A 16839-nucleotide genomic window follows, 5' to 3' on the forward strand; every position below is an offset into this window, starting at 1 on the left:
AATCATACTGTTACCGAAACGTCCAAGCGTTTTGCAAGCGGGCCACGATATCTCTATGAAGACCCACGCTCGGCGTTAGAAGAGGAGCGGATCAATGCAGATCCCTTGCCTGGCCTGCGAGTCCCGTTTCTGGCCCGACGACTACTTCCGCGCCTGCTCCGACTACAACCGCGGGCTGGACCTGGTCTCATGGACCTGCCCCAGCTGCGGAAACCGCGACGACCTGCGGGTGCTGCCGGGCGAGCTGGGGTTCGGCTACCCCTGCCGAGGGCGGTTCGACGTGCACGCGCGGGTGCGCGTGCCGGGGTTGCGCAGGCAGCGTGGCGATCTGCGGCTGGACATCTCCCTCGACACGGCCTGCTGGCGGGTGCCGTCGCGGATCAGGCCGGCCTCTAACGCTGCCGCAGGCTCTGCCAGGCGGCCTCACCGAGCCCTTTGATCTCCTCCTCCGTCGGCGTGTGGGCGCCGGCGAACCACAGGCGGCACATCTCCTGCGCCGGTCCGAGCCACAGCACGTAGCACATGGTCGGATGGACGACCTGAAGCCGGCCGTTCTTCATGTGCGGCCGCCACCAGTCGGACACCTGGCGGAAGAAGGCCCGCCTGGCCTCCGCCACCTCGGCGCCGCCCGGCTCGTTCTTGCGTGGCGGGCGCTCGCTGACCAGGAGCCTCGCGCGCTCCGGATGCTCACCGGCCCACCGCATGTGCAGCGCCACGACGGCCTCGATGCCGTCGCGGGCCTCCTCGTGGCTGACCAGCTCGGCGAGGAAGGCCGCCTGGTAGGCGGTGAGGATCTCCGCGTAGAGGACGCCGAAGACGTGTTCCTTGCTGGCGAAGTGGTGGTAGAAGCTGCCGACGCTCACGCCGCTCTCCTCACGGAGGCTGGCCAGCGTGGTGGCCGACACCCCGTCCTGGCTGAATCGGCGCAGGGCACCGTCGATGATGCGGGTGCGTCCGTCGCGTCCATTCTTGGCACTCTTCACACTGTCAATGGTGGAGCAACAGAACCTTATTCCGCAAATACCTCCGCCCGTTGGATCCTAGCGGTCACCTCGACCGTCCCGGAAGCCACCTTCATCTGAGCGTCCGGCCAGAGCCTGCGGATCATCCGGAGCGCCCGCCTGTTCTCCCCCATCACATCCATGCCGACGGTCTTCGCGCCCCGCACCGCGGCCCTGAACAGCAGCACGTCGATCAGGTGCGGCCCGAGCCCCTTGCCCTGCCATTCGTCGGCGACCACGACGGCGATCTCGACGTCGGCCGCCCCGCCCCGGTAGCTCATGGCGTGGCCGACGATCTCGCCGTCCAGGGTGGCGACCAGGGCGTCCCTGTGGTCGTCCAACGCGATGAGCACCCGCACCATGCTGGCGGCCGGGGCGCCGATGCCGGTGAAGAAGCGCAGGGTCTGCGTGTGCAGGGACAGCCGGGCGAGGAAGCGCCGCAGCCGTTCGGCGTCGTCGGTCCGGGCGGGCCGGATCTGAGTTCCGAGCATGAACTCAGCTTCCTCTCCTTTTCCTGGGTCTGTCAATTGAACTCAGGTAAGATATGGCGCATGAACGTGGCATTCCAGGTGAACAATTGCTCCATCGAGCGCACCTTGGACATCGTTGGGGAGAAGTGGACCTTCCTGGTGCTGCGCGAGGCGTTCCGCGGTGTTCGCAGGTTCGCCGACATGCAGGCGATCACCGGCGCGCCCCGGCAGGTGCTCAGCGCGCGACTGGCGCGGCTGGTCGACGAGGGCCTGCTGCGCAAGGAGCCCTATCGCGAGCCCGGCCAGCGCCAGCGTGACGAATACCGCCTGACCGAGAAAGGGCGTGACCTCTATCCCCTGCTCGTGGCGCTCATGCACTGGGGCGACAAATACCTGGCCGGTGACGAGGGGCCACCCGTGCTGCTGACCCACCGCGACTGCGGGGCGCCCATCGAGCAGCACTTCCGGTGCGCCGAGGGCCACGAGGTCGCGGGACCCCGCGAGGTGACGGCACTCCCCGGCTCAGGCGCCGAACTGAAGACCGCCTGAACTCCGGGGATCAGCGCTCAGGCGTCGCGCTGGAGGGCGCGCAGGCACCAGCGGAAGTCGATCAGGGTCAGCAGCGCCGCCCCCGACAGCAGCGCCGCGACGGCCGCCGTGCGCACGATCAGGTACGTCTGGATCGTCTGGCTGAGCAGCAGCCAGAGGCTGAGCGAGGCGTTGCCGAACTGCGCGCATCCCCACACCAGCGACTGCCTGGCGAAGAAGCGCCGCATCACCGGCCGCTCGATCACGTGCTCCGGCAGCGGCACCAGGTCCTCCGCCACCCGCCGGGCCAGCGGCCGGCGCAGCCGGGCGGTCGCCAGGAACCCGGCGCTCGCGCAGAAGACGCCCAGGGTCGGCTGCAGGAAGAAGATCACCGCACTGCCGGACAGCAGCGCCAGCACGGCCCTGACGGTGACGGTGCCCGCGGCCAGCAGCACCGCCCCCGGCACCGCCCTGCGCCTGGCCAGCCGCCAGACCACCCCCGCGTACACCCAGGCCACGGCCACCACGATCCCGCCGGTGATCCCGGAAAGGATCATCCCGGCGTAGAAGACGGCGACGGGCAGGATCATGCCCTCGAACACGCGGGGCACGGCGTGGCGCACCAGACGGCCGAACCGGGGCAGCTCGAACGCGGGCGCCGCGGAAGGCGCGGCAAGCACGGTCATATGGCTTTGGAGGCGCTCTCTGGAGGGGGAGCTGATTGGACGAATCCCGACCGTACGCGATGAAGCGCCGTTCGGTAAGTGTTTCGACCAGATTGCGATTAGGTCACGCTCCGGCAGACCGAGCCAGGTGAAGGAGCACCGGCCCCGGTGCCTACCCTTGAGGGGTGTACCGGTTCCTTCTCACGCCCCGCTGGATCGCGCTCCACATCGTGGTGCTGCTGGTGATCCCGGCCTTCGTGTTCCTGGGCCGGTGGCAGTTCGGGCGCTTCGAGGAGCGCTCCGCCAACAGCACGCAGGTCACCGCGAACCTGGCGGCCGCGCCCGTGCCCGTAGAGAGCCTGATGGGCAACGGGGCGCGGGAGACCGACCGGTTCAGGACGGTCACGGCGTCGGGGAGCTACGACACCAGCCACGCGCTGGTGGTGCGCAGGCGGCCGCAGGAGGGACAGCTGGGCTTCTACGTGCTGACCCCGCTGGTCACCGGGCCGGGTCGGGCCGTGCTCGTCAACCGCGGATGGGTGAAGGCCGGGGCGAGCGCCGACGCGCCTCCTGAGGTGCCGCCGCCGCCGACAGGTCAGGTAACTGTCACCGGGAGGCTACGTCTCAGCGAGACCGAGGAGACGGCCGGAGTCAAGGAGCGCGCCGGTCTGCCGCCCGGTCAGGTGTTGCTCATCGACACCGCGAAGATCGGCAAGGCGCTGCCGTACCAGCTCATGGGCGGTTATGTGGAGCTGACCAAGCAGCAGCCCGAGGCGGCGGTCGCGCCCGCGCCGGTGCCCGCGCCCGATGTGGGCGCCGGGGGCGGCCTCAACCTCGCCTACGGCGTGCAGTGGTGGCTGTTCATCGGCGTGGCCGTGGGCGGCTGGATCCTGCTCATCCGGCGCGAGGTGGCCGACAGGAAGGCCGCGGAGAACGCGCCGGCCCAGGAAGTCGGGGCGCCCAGCAATTAAGCTGGATAGGGTGATCCGCCACATAGAGTTCGCAAGTATCTACAACTTTCGTGACGTAGGTGGATATGTCGCAAGGGACGGGCACACCGTCCGGTGGCAACGGCTCTATCGTGCCGATTCCCTCGGCTGGCTGGCGGGAGACGATCTCATCACTTTCCAGGCCCTCAAGGTGCGGACCGTCATCGACCTGCGCCATCCCTTCGAGGTGGAGCGGACCGGCCGGGTGCCCGAGTCCGACGGGCTCGACTACCGCAACCTGCCCATCGAGGGCCGCCGCTGGGACGTCAACACCTACGACGACCGGCTGGGCGTCGGCAGATACCTCGCCGACCGCTACCTCGAGGTGACCGAGGACGGGGTCGACAACCTCCGCGCGGCCGTCGAGACGATCTCCCGGTCCGGCAGCGCGCCCGTGGTCGTGCACTGCGCGGCGGGCAAGGACCGCACCGGGCTGCTCACCGCGCTCATCCTGAGTCTCATCGGCGTGGCGGACGAGGACATCATCGACGACTACGCGTTAACGAGCCTGGCCACCGAGCGCTTCATCACGAGCTGGCAGCGCCGGCATCCGAACGCCACCCGATGGCCCGGCTTCGGGGTGGCTCCGGCCGAGGCGATGCGGTTGTTCCTCGCCGATCTGGCCGCCCGGCACGGCTCGGTCGCGAAGTACTGTACGGACGTCCTGCAGGTCGACGCGGGGACGATCGAAGAGCTGCAGAATACTCTTCTGTCGCGGACTGATCCGATCTCCGGTGGGTAGGCGGCATCGGGGTTCGCAGAGCAGCAACCTCGCAAAGCGGACCTCCTGGCCCGGGGTCGCCACATCCCCCTCCCGGCGATCCCGGGTCCTCGGGCATAGTGGATACCCAACGGAGACGTCGCAGCTTGTTCGACGTTATGCGGCCGTCGTACGGTTACCTGCGTGACTACGCCGCTGCTCCCCGATCCGGATCCGAGGCGGCGCGACTATGTGATCATCTCCGCCGACGATCACCTGATCGAGCCGCCAGACCTTTTCGAAGGCCGGCTCGCGGAGAAATACGCCGAGGTCGCGCCAAAGGTCGTGGAGACGGAGGGCGGTCACCAAGTCTGGCGCTACGGCGGCGCCACATACCCGTGTGCCGGGCTCGACGTGGGCGCCGGCCTGCCACGGGAGCAGTGGACGCTCGACCCGGTCAGGTTCGAGCACATGCGTCCCGGCTGCCACGACATCGAGGCCCGCATCGAGGACATGGACCTGGCCGGCATCTGGGCGGCGCTCTGCTTCCCCGGCATGCTGGCCGGCCAGTCGGGCATGCCGTTCGCCAGGACCCGCGACCAGGAGCTCGGCCTCGCCCTGGTCAAGGCGTGGAACGACTGGCACATCGACGTCTGGGCGGGCACCTACCCCGAGCGCATCATCGGCCTGCAACTGCCCTGGCTGCCCGACCCCGACGTGGCCGCCAAGGAGATCAGGGCCAACGCGGCCCGCGGCTTCAAGGCCGTGGTCTTCCCCGAGTTCCCGACCCGGCTGCGGCTGCCGTCGATCCACAGCGGCCACTGGGACCCGTTCTTCGCCGCCTGCGAGGAGACCGGGACCGTCGTCTGCCTGCACACCGGGGGCTCCAGCTGGTCGCCGGTGCCGTCGCCCGACACGCCCATCGAGGCGATCACCACGCTGATGCCGACCAGCGCGATGTTCGCCTGCGCCGACTGGCTCTGGTCGGGGCTCCCGCTGCGCTACCCCAATCTGCGCATCCTCATCGTGGAGGGCGGCGTGGGCTGGCTGCCGATGCTGGCCGCGCGGGCCGACTACGCGCTGGATCACCCCGTGGCGGGCGAGGCGCAGTGGGACGGCGGTCTCAAGCCCAGCGAGGTGCTGCGCCGCAACTTCTACTTCGGCACCCTGGACGACCACTCCCTGTCGGGTGTGCGCCTGGCCGTCGGCCTCGACCACGTGCTTCAGGAGAGCGGCTACCCGCACTCCGACTCGACCTGGCCCGACACCCAGCAGTCGGTGGCCCAAAACCTCGGCACGCTTCCGCCGGCCGACATCGCCAGGGTCGCCTACGGCAACGCCGCCCGGTTGTTCGGCCACCCGCTGCCGTCACGGGCCTGGCTCCGGATGGAGGAGTTCTAGCGCCGGCGAGGTCGCTTCGGACCAGGGCCGTCGAGCTTGCCCTGAACCCTTCCCTGGAGGGCCGCGTGCTCCCAGTCCACGTAGCGTCCGCTCTCGCCGAGCAGCGAGGCGAGCAGCCAGAGGAAGACCCCGAAGTCGTCCACGACACCGATGAGCACGAGGAAGTCCGGCACCAGGTCGATCGGCGAGATCATGTAGATCACGCCGAACCCCATCAGCGCCAGCTTGCTCTTGCCCAAGCCGTCGTACTCACCGCGCATCACGGCGCCGATCATGCGCGGGATCGCTCGTAACCTGGCCATCAAGCCCGGCGTGCCGGGCTTGCTCACTTCACGGTATGTACGCCAGGCCGCCGCAGCCCGTCCTGCCTTCGCCATCATGTCGCTCCTCCTACCCGGGCCTCTCACGACATAACGCGTCACGGCCGGAGCCGAGTTCCCGGGCTTCCGGCTCTCGATGATCAGCGCAGCGCACTGTGCTCGAACGGCCGAGCGGCCTCGATCTGCGCCGCGACCCTGACCAGCAGGTCCTCCCGCCCGGCCGCGGCCACCAGCTGGACGCCCACCGGCAGGCTCGCCGCGGTCCTGTGCAGCGGCAGCGAGATCGAGGGCTGGCCCGTCGCGTTGATCGGCGCGGTGAAGGCCACGGCGTGCGCGGTCCTGCCGAACGCGGTGCTCAGGTCGTCCGGCGGGATCCACCCGAGCGGGAACGGCGCCACGCCGAGAGAGGGCATCAGCAGCAGGTCGTACCCCGACGCCCACCACGCGGCCATCCGCCTGCGGAACCCGTCGATCCACTGGGTGGCCAGGATGTGGGCGGCGGCGCCGTGCCCGCGCCCGGCGCCGACCATGGCGGCGTTGCGCGGCTCCAGCTCCTCCAGCTCGACCGGCTTGCCGCGCCAGACGCCGATGTTCTCGATCTCCGCGGCCAGGTTGTTCGACACGATGGCGCCGAAATGGGGAGGGAAGTCCGGGTCGCCGAGCGCCTCGGGGCAGCCGGGGACCACGTCGTGGCCCAGCGCCGCCAGCAGGGCGGCGGCCACGTCGACCGCCTCGGTCAGCTCGGCGACCGCCGGCACGTCGCCTCTCGGGTGGGTGGCGACGAAGCCGACGCGCAGCCGGCCCGGATCCGCGCCGACCTCCTCGGCGAGCGGCCGCGGCAGGCGTGGGGCGTCGTAGGGGTCGCCCGGTACGTAACCGGACACGAGGTCGAGCGCCGCGGCGGTGTCGCGCACGCTCCTGCTGACGAATCCCGGGCACGAGAAGCCGCTCCACCCCTCGCCGGCCGCCGGTCCCGCGCTGGAGCGTCCACGGGTCGGTTTGAGCCCCACCAGCCCGCACAGCGCCGCCGGGATGCGGATCGAGCCGCCGCCGTCGCTGGCCGTGGCCAGCGCCACCATCCCGGCCGCGACCGCGGCCGCCGACCCGCCGCTCGACCCGCCCGCCGAGTAGGCCGGGTCGTAGGGGTTGCGCGTGGGTCCGTACGCCACGGGCTCGGTGGTGATCGTGCTGCCGAACTCGGGAGTGTTGGTACGGCCCAGCACGACGAACCCCGCGGCCCGCAGCCGGGCCGTACCGTATCCGTCCTCCTTGACCACGACGCCGTCGAGCGTCCGCGAACCCGCGTTGTACGGCTCGCCCGCCTGCGGCCAGCCCAGGTCCTTCAGCAGGATCGGCACGCCCCGGAAGGGCGCGTCGGCGGGTATGGCGTCGAGCTCGGCCAGCGCCCGCTCGAACCGCCGATGGATCACCGCGTTCAGCTCGCCGTCGTGCGCCTCGATCCGGGCGATCGCCGCCTCGACCAGCTCGCGCGGCGACACCCGCCCCTCGCGGACGGCCCTGGCCTGCTCGGTGGCGTCAGACCTCAGTACGTCGTCCATCGCTTGCTCCCGGTCAGGCCGTGGGGGCCAGGTCGCGGACGGCCTGCGTGATGGTCACCTCGCCACCCGGGATGGGCGCGAGGACGGGGGTGTCGAGGCCGTTGTCGACGTACTCCTGGATCCTGGCCCGGCAGGTCGCGGCGTCGCCGTGCACGACCAGCGCGTCGACCACCTCGTCCGGGATCGCCTTGAGCGCGGCCTGCCGGTCGCCGGCCGCCCACGCCTCGTGCATGGGCCGCAGCACCTCGCCCCGGCCGAGCCAATCGTGGAAGGCGGCGTAGGCCGGCACGGTGAGGTAGGCGGCCAGCATCCAGCGGGCCAGCGCGCGTACCTTGTCGGTGTCCTCGCTCACGCAGACGAACAGGCGGGCGATGAGCTCGGTGTCACCGATCTCCGCCCGCACCTTCCGCACGTCCTCGGGCGAGAGCCAGTTGGTGATCGCGCCGTCCGCCTCCTCGGCGGCCAGACGCAGCATCCGGGGCCGCAGCGCCGCCAGCACGACCTTCGGCGGCATCTTCGGCGCCCGGTCCAGCTTGAACCCCTTGATCTCGAACGTCTCGTACCGCTCCGACACTTTCTCCCCGGTCAGCGCCTCCTTGAGGAAGCGCAGGGTGTCGCGGGTACGCGCGTACGGCTTGGCGAACTCGACCGCGTTCCAGCGCTCCACGATCGCCGGGGAGGAGGAGCCGATGCCGAGCAGGAACCGGCCGGGCGCCAGGTCGGCCAGCGTGGCGGCCTGCATCGCGAGCAGCGCCGGACCGCGCGTGAAGACGGGCACGATGGCGCTGCCGAGCCGGATCCCCGGCGCCCACTGCGCGGCCATGGCCAGCGGCACGAACCCGTCGACGCCGTTGACCTCGGCCGACCACGCGTCGGTGTAGCCGAGGGCGGGCAGCTCCGCGATCAGCTCCTGCGAGTCCGCCAGGGAACGGTCGGTGAACGGGATCGTCATGCCCCAGTTCTGAGTCATCGCGGCCTCCAGCTTGCCCCGCGCAGGGGGTCGGGCGTCAATGTCAGGTAGGGCGACCATACCAACCGGGCGGTATGCGGTCGCCGCCCCTGAGCGCTCCGGGCTTGCCGGGTCAGGCGCGCAGCTCGTGGACCGCCGCGATGAAGTCCTTTGTGATCCCGCGCAGCCCCGGCAGGTGCGACAGGCCGACGAGCCGGTCCACCAGCGGGACCGTCACGTCGATCAGGCGATGCGTACGGTCGCAGCCGGGCGAGGTGTCGTGCACCCAGAACAGCACCATGCCCATCGACAGCAGCCACAGCAGCTCCGGCAGCTCTTCGCGCAGCTCGGAGTTCATGCGATCGCGCGCCCCCTCGACCACCTGCCGGTAGATCGCGATCGACGCCTCACGGGCCGGCGAGGACTGGGCGCTGAAGGGGCTCAGCGGGTTCGTGGGCTCGGCGGCGTGCTTGAAGAACTTCACCGCGAACTCGTGATAGGGCTCCGAGACCCGTACCCACTCGCGCAGCACCCCGCTCAACCGGGCGGCGAACGACGACTCCGTGGCCAGCAGCTCACGGCAGGCCGCCTCGTGCTCGGCCTGGGCGCGGTCGTAGTACGCCTGGATCAACGCCTCCTTGCTCTCGAAGTAGTAGTAGGCGTTACCGACGGATACACCGGCCTCGGCCGCGATGGCCCGCATCGTCGTCGCATCGAAGCCGCGCTCCCGGAACAGCCGCAAAGCCGTCTCGACAATGACTTCCCGGGTGCTCTCCGGTCCTCGGTTTCGGGCTTCGGACACGTTCGTCACTTTACGTGGTAGTCGTGCGTTAGGTCAGGAAGGATCACGGTGATCGCCACCACAAGGCAAAAATCCCGGTGAGGTAGGGGTTAGCTCCTGCGAAGGATGGGATTGATGTTTCTGGCGGAAGGGCTATTCCGCGAAAAGGCATCGACATGTGGATACGTGGAACAGTACGGCTGGTAGCGGTCGTATTCCTCAACATTGAGATCTCCATAATCGCGCTGGCGTCGGCCGCTTCCGCCGCTTCCCAAGCACCCGGCAGGGCGCCGCGGCAGACACCATCACCGATCACTCGGTCCTACCACATCGGGGAGACGATCGAGGCGCGCCGCTGGCACCCGTCGGTGGATCCGGCCGACTTCGGCCCGGAGCCCGCCCTGAACCGCAGGGGCCCCTCCGCCCATGGCCAGAAGTCGATCGGGCGCGACCCTGACATGCTCGCGGGCGCGCCGGAGTCGTCGGTACGCGACGTGCGCGATCCGGAACCGATCACCTTCGGCCCGCTCGCGAACGAGAGCGGCCCGGCTGCGCTCCTGCGGGATCCTGGAACGGTGACCGGCCGCCTGAAGACGGCGGCTGCGGTCGTACGTCGCCCGGATGCGCTCGTACAGGGCGCGCTCGTACGGGACCGGAACGCGCTCGTGCGGGACCCGGAGACGGACGCGAGCGGGCCGGAGACGCCCGTCAACGGCCCGGAGAGGGACGTACGCGGCCGGGAGGCGGCCAACCCGCCCACGGTGTCACAGAACCCCGCGCTCGTCGCCCTGCGACCCGACGCACCGGCTTCACCGGTCGAGGTGTCCACCACCGTGGCGCGCCCTCTGTCGGCCGCGAGTCACCCGGCCACCGCGACCATGCGGAAGCTCGAAGTCGGCACCATGCGAAAACCCGGCGCCGCCACCCCGCGGAAGCCGGGCGCCGCCCCCACACGGACCGCCGGCAAACTCCAGAAGGCCGGCAAGTCCCAGAAGGCCGACGTGGACCTCGCCCGCGTCAAGCCCAGGTACGCGACCGTGCACATGTCCCATGCGCTGGCCGCCGACTGGCTCCGTGACGAGGGCCTGCGTACGCATTCGTCGGGGCACTGCACGAACAAGCAGGTGTACCACTGCACGTCTCTGGAAGACGTCCGCACCTCGACCATCACGCGGGTGATCGGCATCAAGCGCCAGAGCGGCTGCCCCGTCCTGGTCACCGGCGGCACCGAAGCAGGGCACGCGCCGGGCCCGTACAGCCACGGCAACGGCTACAAGCTCGACATCACGCACAACCCATGCATCGACCGATACATCACCAAAAATCATGAGAAGTCCGGTACCCGGGGTGACGGGGCCGCCCTCTACCGATCACCCTCGGGCACGGTCTTCGCCGACGAGGTGGACCACTGGGACATCCTGTTCCGGTGACACGGCCTGGCGACGACACGGCCAGATGACAGAGGCGGCGCGCCGTGCGAACCCGCACGACGCGCCGCCTGCTGGAAGATCCGGAGGAGCGACGACAACTCGCTCCCACCAGCTCGGGAGGGGACGACTACAGCTCGCCCGCCACCAGCTCGGCGATCTCGGCGGCGTTGAGCGCCGCCCCCTTGCGCAGGTTGTCACCGCACACGAACAGATCCAGCGTGTTGGGGAAGTCCACCGCCTGCCGGACTCGCCCGACATACGTCGGGTCGGTGCCCACGACGTCGATCGGCGTCGGGTAGATCCCGTTGGCCGGGTCGTCCATCAGCACCACCGTCGGCGCGGCCTCGAGCACCCGGTGCGCGTCCGCCACCGTGATGTCGCGCTCGAACCGCGCGTGCACCGCCAGCGAATGCGTAGTGATCACCGGCACCCGGACACAGGTCGCGGAGACCTTCAGGTCGGGGATGCCGAGGATCTTGCGCGACTCGTTGCGCAGCTTGAGCTCCTCGGAGGCCCAGCCGCCCTCCTTGTACGAGCCCGCCCACGGCACCACGTTGAACGCGATCGGCGCCGGGAACGGCGACTCCTCGGGCAGCTTGTTGGCCAGCACCTTGCGCACGTCACCCGCCACCTGGCCGATCGACCGGTCGCCGGCCAGCGCCTCGACCTCGTCGTACAGCCGCGCCGAACCGGCCACACCCGCGCCGGAAACCGCCTGGTAGGAGGCGACGACGAGCTCCTTGAGCACGTATTCGGCGTGCAGCGCGCCCACGGCCGCCATCATCGACAGCGTGGTGCAGTTGGGGGTCGAGATGATGTTGCGCGGCCGCCGGCGGGCGTCGAGCGGGTTGACCTCCGGCACGACCAGCGGGACGTCGGGCTCCATGCGGAACGTGCCCGACTTGTCGATCGCGATGGCGCCACGCTCGGCCGCGATCGGCACCCACACGGCCGACACCTCGTCGGGCACGTCGAAGATGGCGATGTCGATGCCGTCGAACACCTCAAGCGCCAGGGCCTGCACGACGACGTCCTCGCCACGCACCTTGAGCAGCTTGCCGGCCGAACGCGGGGAGGCGACGAGGCGTACCTCGCCCCAGATGTCGGCGCGGTTGGAGACGAGGTCGCGCATGACGGTGCCCACGGCCCCGGTCGCGCCGATCAACGCCAGATTGGGCCTGCTCATCGTCCTGAACCTCCGTACACCACTGCTGAGACCTGGTCCGCGTCGAGATCGAAGGCCCGGTGGGCGGCCGCCACGGCCGCGTCGACACCGTCCTGCCCGACGACCACCGAGATGCGGATCTCCGACGTGGAGATCATCTCGATGTTGACCCCCGCGTCGGCGAGGGCCGCGAAGAACGTCGCCGTGACGCCCGGGTGCGAGCGCATGCCCGCGCCGATCAGCGACACCTTCCCGATCTGGTCGTCGAAGAGCAGCGACTCGTAGGCGATGTCACCCTGGATCTTCTTCAGCGCCGTCAGCGCGGTCGAGCTGTCGGCCGTGGGCAGCGTGAAGGAGATGTCGGTGCGGCCCGTGGCCGCGGCCGAGACGTTCTGCACGATCATGTCAATGTTGATCCCGGCGTCCGCCAGAGTTTTGAAGATCGCGGCAGCCTCGCCGACCTTGTCGGGGACCCCGACAACGGTGATCTTGGCCTCGCTCCGGTCGTGCGCGACGCCGGAGATGATCGGCTGCTCCATCTCGGTTCCTTCGCTGTAAGGGTCGGAAACGACCCACGTGCCTTCCTTGGTGCTGAACGAGCTGCGTACGTGGATCGGCAGATTGAATCGCCGAGCGTACTCGACACAGCGCAGGTGCAGGATCTTCGCACCGCAGGCCGCCATCTCCATCATCTCGTCGTAGGAGATCTTGGGGATCTGCCGGGCCGCGCGCACGATGCGGGGGTCGGCGGTGAAGATGCCGTCGACGTCGGTGTAGATCTCGCAGACATCCGCGCTCAGCGCGGCGGCCAGCGCCACGGCGGTCGTGTCGGAGCCGCCGCGGCCCAGCGTGGTGATGTCCTTGGTGTCCTGCGAGACGCCCTGGAACCCGGCCACGATCGCGATGTGGCCCCGGTCGAGCGCCTCGCGGATGCGGCTCGGCGTCACGTCGATGATGCGCGCCTTGCCGTGCGTGGAGTCGGTGATCACACCCGCCTGCGAGCCGGTGAACGAGCGGGCCTCGTGGCCCAGGTTGGCGATCGCCATCGCCAGCAGGGCCATCGAGATGCGCTCGCCGGAGGTCAGCAGCATGTCGAGCTCGCGGCCCGGAGGCAGCGGCGACACCTGCTCGGCCAGGTCGAGCAGCTCGTCCGTCGTGTCGCCCATCGCGGAGACGATCACGACCACGTCGTTGCCGGCTTTTTTCGTCGCCACGATCCGCTGCGCGACCCGCTTGATGCAGGACGCGTCGGCGACGGACGAACCACCGTACTTTTGCACAACGAGCGCCACGAGAGTCTCCCGGTTCGGACTGTGAGCTGCCAGTCTACTGGGGGCTTCTCATGAGCCTGATGGTTCATACCACTATGTGGATGATCACACCGTCGTGGCTTCCTCCGCCACGTCAAGCCGCGAGTGGGCGGCGAGTGCCTGAAGTGCCCGCATGGCCGCGCCCGCGTGGTTGCCCCACGTATTGAAATAGGAGTATTGCCACCACCACAGCGCCTCGTGCGGCCGCCCGGCCTGGAAATGCCGCAGCCCGTGGATGAGGTCGGCGGCGACCGCCGTCAGGTCGTCGGAGAGCCGGTAGGGGGTGACACCCGTGTCCTTGTACGGGTCGAACACCTCGGCATAGTCGTCGACCGCCTCCAGCAACTCCGACATCGCCGTGCGTACGCCGTCGATGTCGGGATCCTCACTCAGCGGCGGCTCGTAGTTGCCCGAGAGGATCACATCCTCGTTGGCGCCGAGCTTGGCGCCCGCGAGACTCACCTGCGCCACTTCGACCAGCAGTAGCGACCAGATGGCGTCGCCGCCCTCGCCGCCGGCGACCCTGGTCAGGCCGTCCACATAGTTCTGCGCGTGATTGGCTATCTCCTCCGCCAGCGCGCTCCACTGGTCAGACATCCAGCAGCCTCCGTCCTTCGAACGCGCGGCCCAAGGTCACCTCGTCGGCGTACTCGAGGTCACCGCCCACAGGCAGACCGCTGGCCAGTCGTGTCACTTTCAGACCCATCGGCTTGACCAGACGGGCAAGGTAGGTAGCCGTCGCCTCCCCCTCGAGATTGGGGTCCGTGGCGAGGATGAGCTCCGTGACCCGGCCGTCGGCCAGGCGCGTCATGAGCTCACGGATGCGCAGATCGTCAGGGCCGACGCCGTCGATCGGGCTGATCGCGCCGCCGAGCACGTGATAGGTCCCGCGGAACTCGCGCGTCTTCTCGATCGCGACGACGTCCTTGGACTCCTCGACCACGCAGATCACATGAGTGTCGCGCCGCTGGTCGCGGCAGATGCGGCACTCCTCCTCGGCGGCCACGTTGCCGCAGACCCGGCAGAACCTGACCTTCTCCTTGACCTCCAGCAGGGCGTGGGCCAGCCGCTTCACGTCGGCCGGGTCGGCCGCCAGCAGGTGGAACGCGATCCGCTGCGCGCTCTTGGGACCGACGCCGGGCAGCATGCCGAGCTCGTCGATCAGGTTCTGGACGACCCCTTCGTACATGGCCTAGAACCCTGGCAACTGTCCGAGACCGCCGCCGCCGAGTCCCTGGGCCAGCGGGCCCAGTTTCTCCTGCTGCAGGTCGGCCGCCGCGCGAACGGCGTCGCGTACGGCGGCGATCACCAGGTCGGCGATCGTGTCGGCCGTGTCCTGCGGGTCGTCGGCGTCTATGACGCTCGGGTTGATCTTCAGCTCGAGCAGCTCTCCCGAGCCGTTGACCACGGCTGTGACCATGCCGCCGCCGGCCGAGCCCTCGATCTGCGCGTCGTTGAGCTCCTGCTGGGCGCTCACAAGCTGCTGCTGCATGAGCTGTGCCTGCTCCAGCAGCTGCTGCAGGTTGACATCCCCTGGGTTCACCGTCGTGCGCTCCTCGTGGCTCCGCGTTCTTGACTGCCACGAGCCTACGGTGTTTGGGCGTCGTCATGTACTGCGGCATCCCCCGCGTTTCACCTTGGCCGGATCCCGGCCCCCCTCCAGTGTCCGAGACCCGGCCAACACGTCGGCCGGAGCGGCCGCACCACGCCGACGCGTTGCCGCACGGTAGCCCTGGCAACGTTGCACACACGTTGCGATCGTTCAATCACCCCTTGCAATCCCCCCGAACCGGTTGCGGCCACCAAGCGCGAAGCGGATGCTCACCGTAAGGGGTTGACTACTTGGAGTGGCCCATGTGTCACACACATCCGGACGCGCACGCCCGTCACTCTCGCGGGGCGCGCGCAGCGGCGGCGGTTACGGGGGAGGCGGCGTCGGAGGGACCGTACGGGATGGTCACCACAGGGCTGCGCGTCGACCCGCAGGACATGAGCGTCGGCTGGGAGAACACGGGCGGGATCGGGAACACCCACGACCTCCGCGAAGTGCACCCGTTGCAGCCGCTGCTCCCCTTACTCGCCCAGTCGCTCGCCCACATAGCCGACGAATCAGCCCACATGATGGTCGTGACGGACGCCGACGGCAGGGTCCTGTGGCGCGACGGCAACCCTGACATCCTGCGTGTCGCCCACAAACCCGACCAAACCAATCCCCACACGGACGCACCCGACCGGACCGCGCCCGGAACGGACGGACCCACCCGGACCAAGCCCTACACGGACGGACCAGACCGGACCGAGTCCCGTACCAACGAACATGACCGGATCGATTCCCGCGCCAACGGGCCCGACCAAACCGAGCCCCATGCGGACAGAACCGAACGAACCGGGTCTCCAACCGACGAACACGACCGAACCGGGTCCCGCACCGACGCCAACGGCAGGGCCATCCGCCAGGAGGCGGCCACCCGCCGGGAGGTGCACGTCTACTCGGAAGAGGCCCTCATGCGCGTGCTGCACGTCCAGTCACGCAGCGCCGCCCCGATCATCGACCCCGACACCGACCGCGTGCTCGGCTGCGTCGACATCAGCGGTGTCGACATCACCGGCACCGCGCGCTCCCCGCACCCGGCCACGGTCGCGCTGGTCTGCGCCACGGCCAAGCTCGCCGAGACCCAACTCGCCCTGCGCATGCACGAACGCGACGAGCGCCTGCGCCGCCGCTACGAGGCCCTGGGCGGTCACCCCGGCATCCTGCTCTCCCCCACCGGCCGTGTCCTCTCTGGAGACCCGCTGGGCACGCTCGGCGAACGGCTCCCGCTACCCGCCCCCGGCGAGCGCATGATCCTCCGGGACGGCCGTTTCGTCCTCCTCGAACCCTTCTCCGACGGCTACCTCCTACGCGCCGCACCCCCCACGTCCGTCCCAGCGCCCGCCCCCACCCGCCTCCGCCTGCACGGCTTCCTCGGAGAGGGATCGCCGACCGCCCTGGTGGGCGAGCACCGCCTGCCGCTCTCCCTCCGGCACGCCGAGATCCTCGCCCTCCTGGCCCTGCACCCCAGCGGCCTCAACGCCGAACAGCTCTCTTTCCATCTGTACGGTGACGACGGCAATCCGGTGACGATCCGGGTTGAGATCCACCGGCTCCGCGCCGAGCTCGGCAACACGATCGGCGCCCGGCCGTACCGGCTGACCTCACCCATCGAGGCCGACTTCCTGGAGCTCCGGGGCCTGCTGGCGAGCTCGGACCCCGCCTCACTGGCCCGCGTCTACGCCGGACCCCTGCTGCCGCGCTCGGAGTCGCCCGAGATCCGCCGCGAACGGGACGAATTCGAGGTCCAGGTACGTACGTGCCTGCTGCTGCGCGGCTCACCCGACGACCTGTGGGCGTACGCGCAGACATCCGGCGGGCGGGAGGACTTCGAGATCCTGCAGCGTCTCGCGACCACCCTCCCCGCCACCGACCACCGCGCGGCCGCCGCCCGAGCCCGCCTGCGCGCCTGAGACCCTCGGCTCACCACATGGCCTGAGACATGGCCTGAGATGTGGCCTGATGTGGTCTATCGTCGCG

General features: G+C 69.6%; 19 protein-coding genes. 7 read left to right on the forward strand and 12 right to left on the reverse strand.

Annotation, left to right across the window (positions count from 1 at the left end; translation table 11 throughout):
- Positions 1–94 precede the first annotated feature (94 nt).
- A complete protein-coding gene (locus LDL49_RS51115; RefSeq protein WP_225302222.1) occupies positions 95–439 on the forward strand; it encodes a hypothetical protein in 345 nt (114 codons plus the stop codon).
- Here LDL49_RS51115 and LDL49_RS51120 read toward each other — a convergent pair.
- On the reverse strand, positions 393–983 hold the full coding sequence (locus tag LDL49_RS51120; RefSeq protein ID WP_225302223.1) for a TetR/AcrR family transcriptional regulator: 591 nt from the start codon (positions 981–983) through the stop codon (positions 393–395). The genes LDL49_RS51115 and LDL49_RS51120 overlap by 47 nt on opposite strands.
- A 26-nt stretch (positions 984–1009) precedes the next feature.
- Positions 1010–1492, reverse strand: coding sequence for a GNAT family N-acetyltransferase (locus LDL49_RS51125; protein ID WP_225302224.1), 483 nt, complete (start codon positions 1490–1492; stop codon positions 1010–1012).
- Between the two features lie 60 nt (positions 1493–1552).
- On the opposite strand from LDL49_RS51125, the gene LDL49_RS51130 reads away from it, so the two are divergent.
- On the forward strand, positions 1553–2020 hold the full coding sequence (locus LDL49_RS51130; protein ID WP_225302225.1) for a winged helix-turn-helix transcriptional regulator: 468 nt from the start codon (positions 1553–1555) through the stop codon (positions 2018–2020).
- Between the two features lie 17 nt (positions 2021–2037).
- Here LDL49_RS51130 and LDL49_RS51135 read toward each other — a convergent pair whose 3' ends face one another.
- Positions 2038–2685: a VC0807 family protein gene (locus LDL49_RS51135; protein ID WP_225302226.1), complete on the reverse strand. Its 648-nt coding sequence runs from the start codon at positions 2683–2685 to the stop codon at positions 2038–2040.
- A 164-nt stretch (positions 2686–2849) separates the two neighbouring features.
- Between LDL49_RS51135 and LDL49_RS51140 the strand changes: the two genes are divergently transcribed.
- The 3 genes from LDL49_RS51140 to LDL49_RS51150 all read left to right on the forward strand — a co-directional run bounded on the left by LDL49_RS51140 (position 2850) and on the right by LDL49_RS51150 (position 5754).
- On the forward strand, positions 2850–3635 hold the full coding sequence (locus LDL49_RS51140; protein WP_225302227.1) for an SURF1 family cytochrome oxidase biogenesis protein: 786 nt from the start codon (positions 2850–2852) through the stop codon (positions 3633–3635).
- 10 nt (positions 3636–3645) lie between these two features.
- Positions 3646–4395 (forward strand): tyrosine-protein phosphatase, encoded by a 750-nt coding sequence (locus LDL49_RS51145; protein ID WP_225302228.1) that lies wholly within the window; start codon positions 3646–3648, stop codon positions 4393–4395.
- Positions 4396–4557: 162 nt separating this feature from the next.
- On the forward strand, positions 4558–5754 hold the full coding sequence (locus tag LDL49_RS51150) for an amidohydrolase family protein (protein WP_225302229.1): 1197 nt from the start codon (positions 4558–4560) through the stop codon (positions 5752–5754).
- Here LDL49_RS51150 and LDL49_RS51155 read toward each other — a convergent pair.
- The 4 genes from LDL49_RS51155 to LDL49_RS51170 all read right to left on the reverse strand — a co-directional run bounded on the left by LDL49_RS51155 (position 5751) and on the right by LDL49_RS51170 (position 9384).
- Positions 5751–6056 (reverse strand): YkvA family protein, encoded by a 306-nt coding sequence (locus LDL49_RS51155; protein WP_225302230.1) that lies wholly within the window; start codon positions 6054–6056, stop codon positions 5751–5753. The two genes, LDL49_RS51150 and LDL49_RS51155, sit on opposite strands and share 4 nt — an antisense overlap.
- Positions 6057–6214: 158 nt before the next feature.
- Positions 6215–7633 carry an amidase gene (locus LDL49_RS51160; RefSeq protein ID WP_225302231.1) on the reverse strand — a complete coding sequence of 473 codons (1419 nt, stop codon included), beginning with the start codon at positions 7631–7633 and terminating at the stop codon, positions 6215–6217.
- 13 nt (positions 7634–7646) lie between these two features.
- Positions 7647–8603 carry an LLM class F420-dependent oxidoreductase gene (locus LDL49_RS51165; protein ID WP_225302232.1) on the reverse strand — a complete coding sequence of 319 codons (957 nt, stop codon included), beginning with the start codon at positions 8601–8603 and terminating at the stop codon, positions 7647–7649.
- A 112-nt stretch (positions 8604–8715) separates the two neighbouring features.
- On the reverse strand, positions 8716–9384 hold the full coding sequence (locus LDL49_RS51170; protein ID WP_225302233.1) for a TetR/AcrR family transcriptional regulator: 669 nt from the start codon (positions 9382–9384) through the stop codon (positions 8716–8718).
- Between the two features lie 155 nt (positions 9385–9539).
- On the opposite strand from LDL49_RS51170, the gene LDL49_RS51175 reads away from it, so the two are divergent.
- Entirely contained in the window at positions 9540–10793 is a 1254-nt protein-coding gene (locus LDL49_RS51175) for a hypothetical protein (RefSeq protein ID WP_225302234.1), read from the forward strand.
- Positions 10794–10920: 127 nt separating this feature from the next.
- Here LDL49_RS51175 and LDL49_RS51180 read toward each other — a convergent pair whose 3' ends face one another.
- From LDL49_RS51180 to LDL49_RS51200, 5 genes are all read right to left on the reverse strand, one after another.
- Positions 10921–11979 (reverse strand): aspartate-semialdehyde dehydrogenase, encoded by a 1059-nt coding sequence (locus LDL49_RS51180; RefSeq protein WP_225302235.1) that lies wholly within the window; start codon positions 11977–11979, stop codon positions 10921–10923.
- Complete coding sequence (locus tag LDL49_RS51185) at positions 11976–13250, reverse strand: aspartate kinase (protein ID WP_225302236.1); 1275 nt, start codon at positions 13248–13250, stop codon at positions 11976–11978. The genes LDL49_RS51180 and LDL49_RS51185 overlap by 4 nt, the downstream gene beginning before the upstream one ends.
- Before the next feature lie 84 nt (positions 13251–13334).
- Positions 13335–13865 carry a DUF5063 domain-containing protein gene (locus tag LDL49_RS51190; RefSeq protein ID WP_225302237.1) on the reverse strand — a complete coding sequence of 177 codons (531 nt, stop codon included), beginning with the start codon at positions 13863–13865 and terminating at the stop codon, positions 13335–13337.
- On the reverse strand, positions 13858–14457 hold the full coding sequence (gene recR / locus LDL49_RS51195; RefSeq protein WP_225302238.1) for a recombination mediator RecR: 600 nt from the start codon (positions 14455–14457) through the stop codon (positions 13858–13860). Before recR ends, LDL49_RS51190 begins: the two co-directional genes overlap by 8 nt.
- 3 nt (positions 14458–14460) lie before the next feature.
- A complete protein-coding gene (locus LDL49_RS51200; protein ID WP_225302239.1) occupies positions 14461–14811 on the reverse strand; it encodes a YbaB/EbfC family nucleoid-associated protein in 351 nt (116 codons plus the stop codon).
- A gap of 410 nt (positions 14812–15221) precedes the next feature.
- On the opposite strand from LDL49_RS51200, the gene LDL49_RS51205 reads away from it, so the two are divergent.
- Positions 15222–16772 carry a helix-turn-helix domain-containing protein gene (locus LDL49_RS51205; RefSeq protein WP_225302240.1) on the forward strand — a complete coding sequence of 517 codons (1551 nt, stop codon included), beginning with the start codon at positions 15222–15224 and terminating at the stop codon, positions 16770–16772.
- The last annotated feature ends 67 nt before the right edge of the window (positions 16773–16839 follow it).

Source organism: Nonomuraea aurantiaca, from assembly GCF_020215705.1.
GTDB lineage: Bacteria > Actinomycetota > Actinomycetes > Streptosporangiales > Streptosporangiaceae > Nonomuraea > Nonomuraea aurantiaca.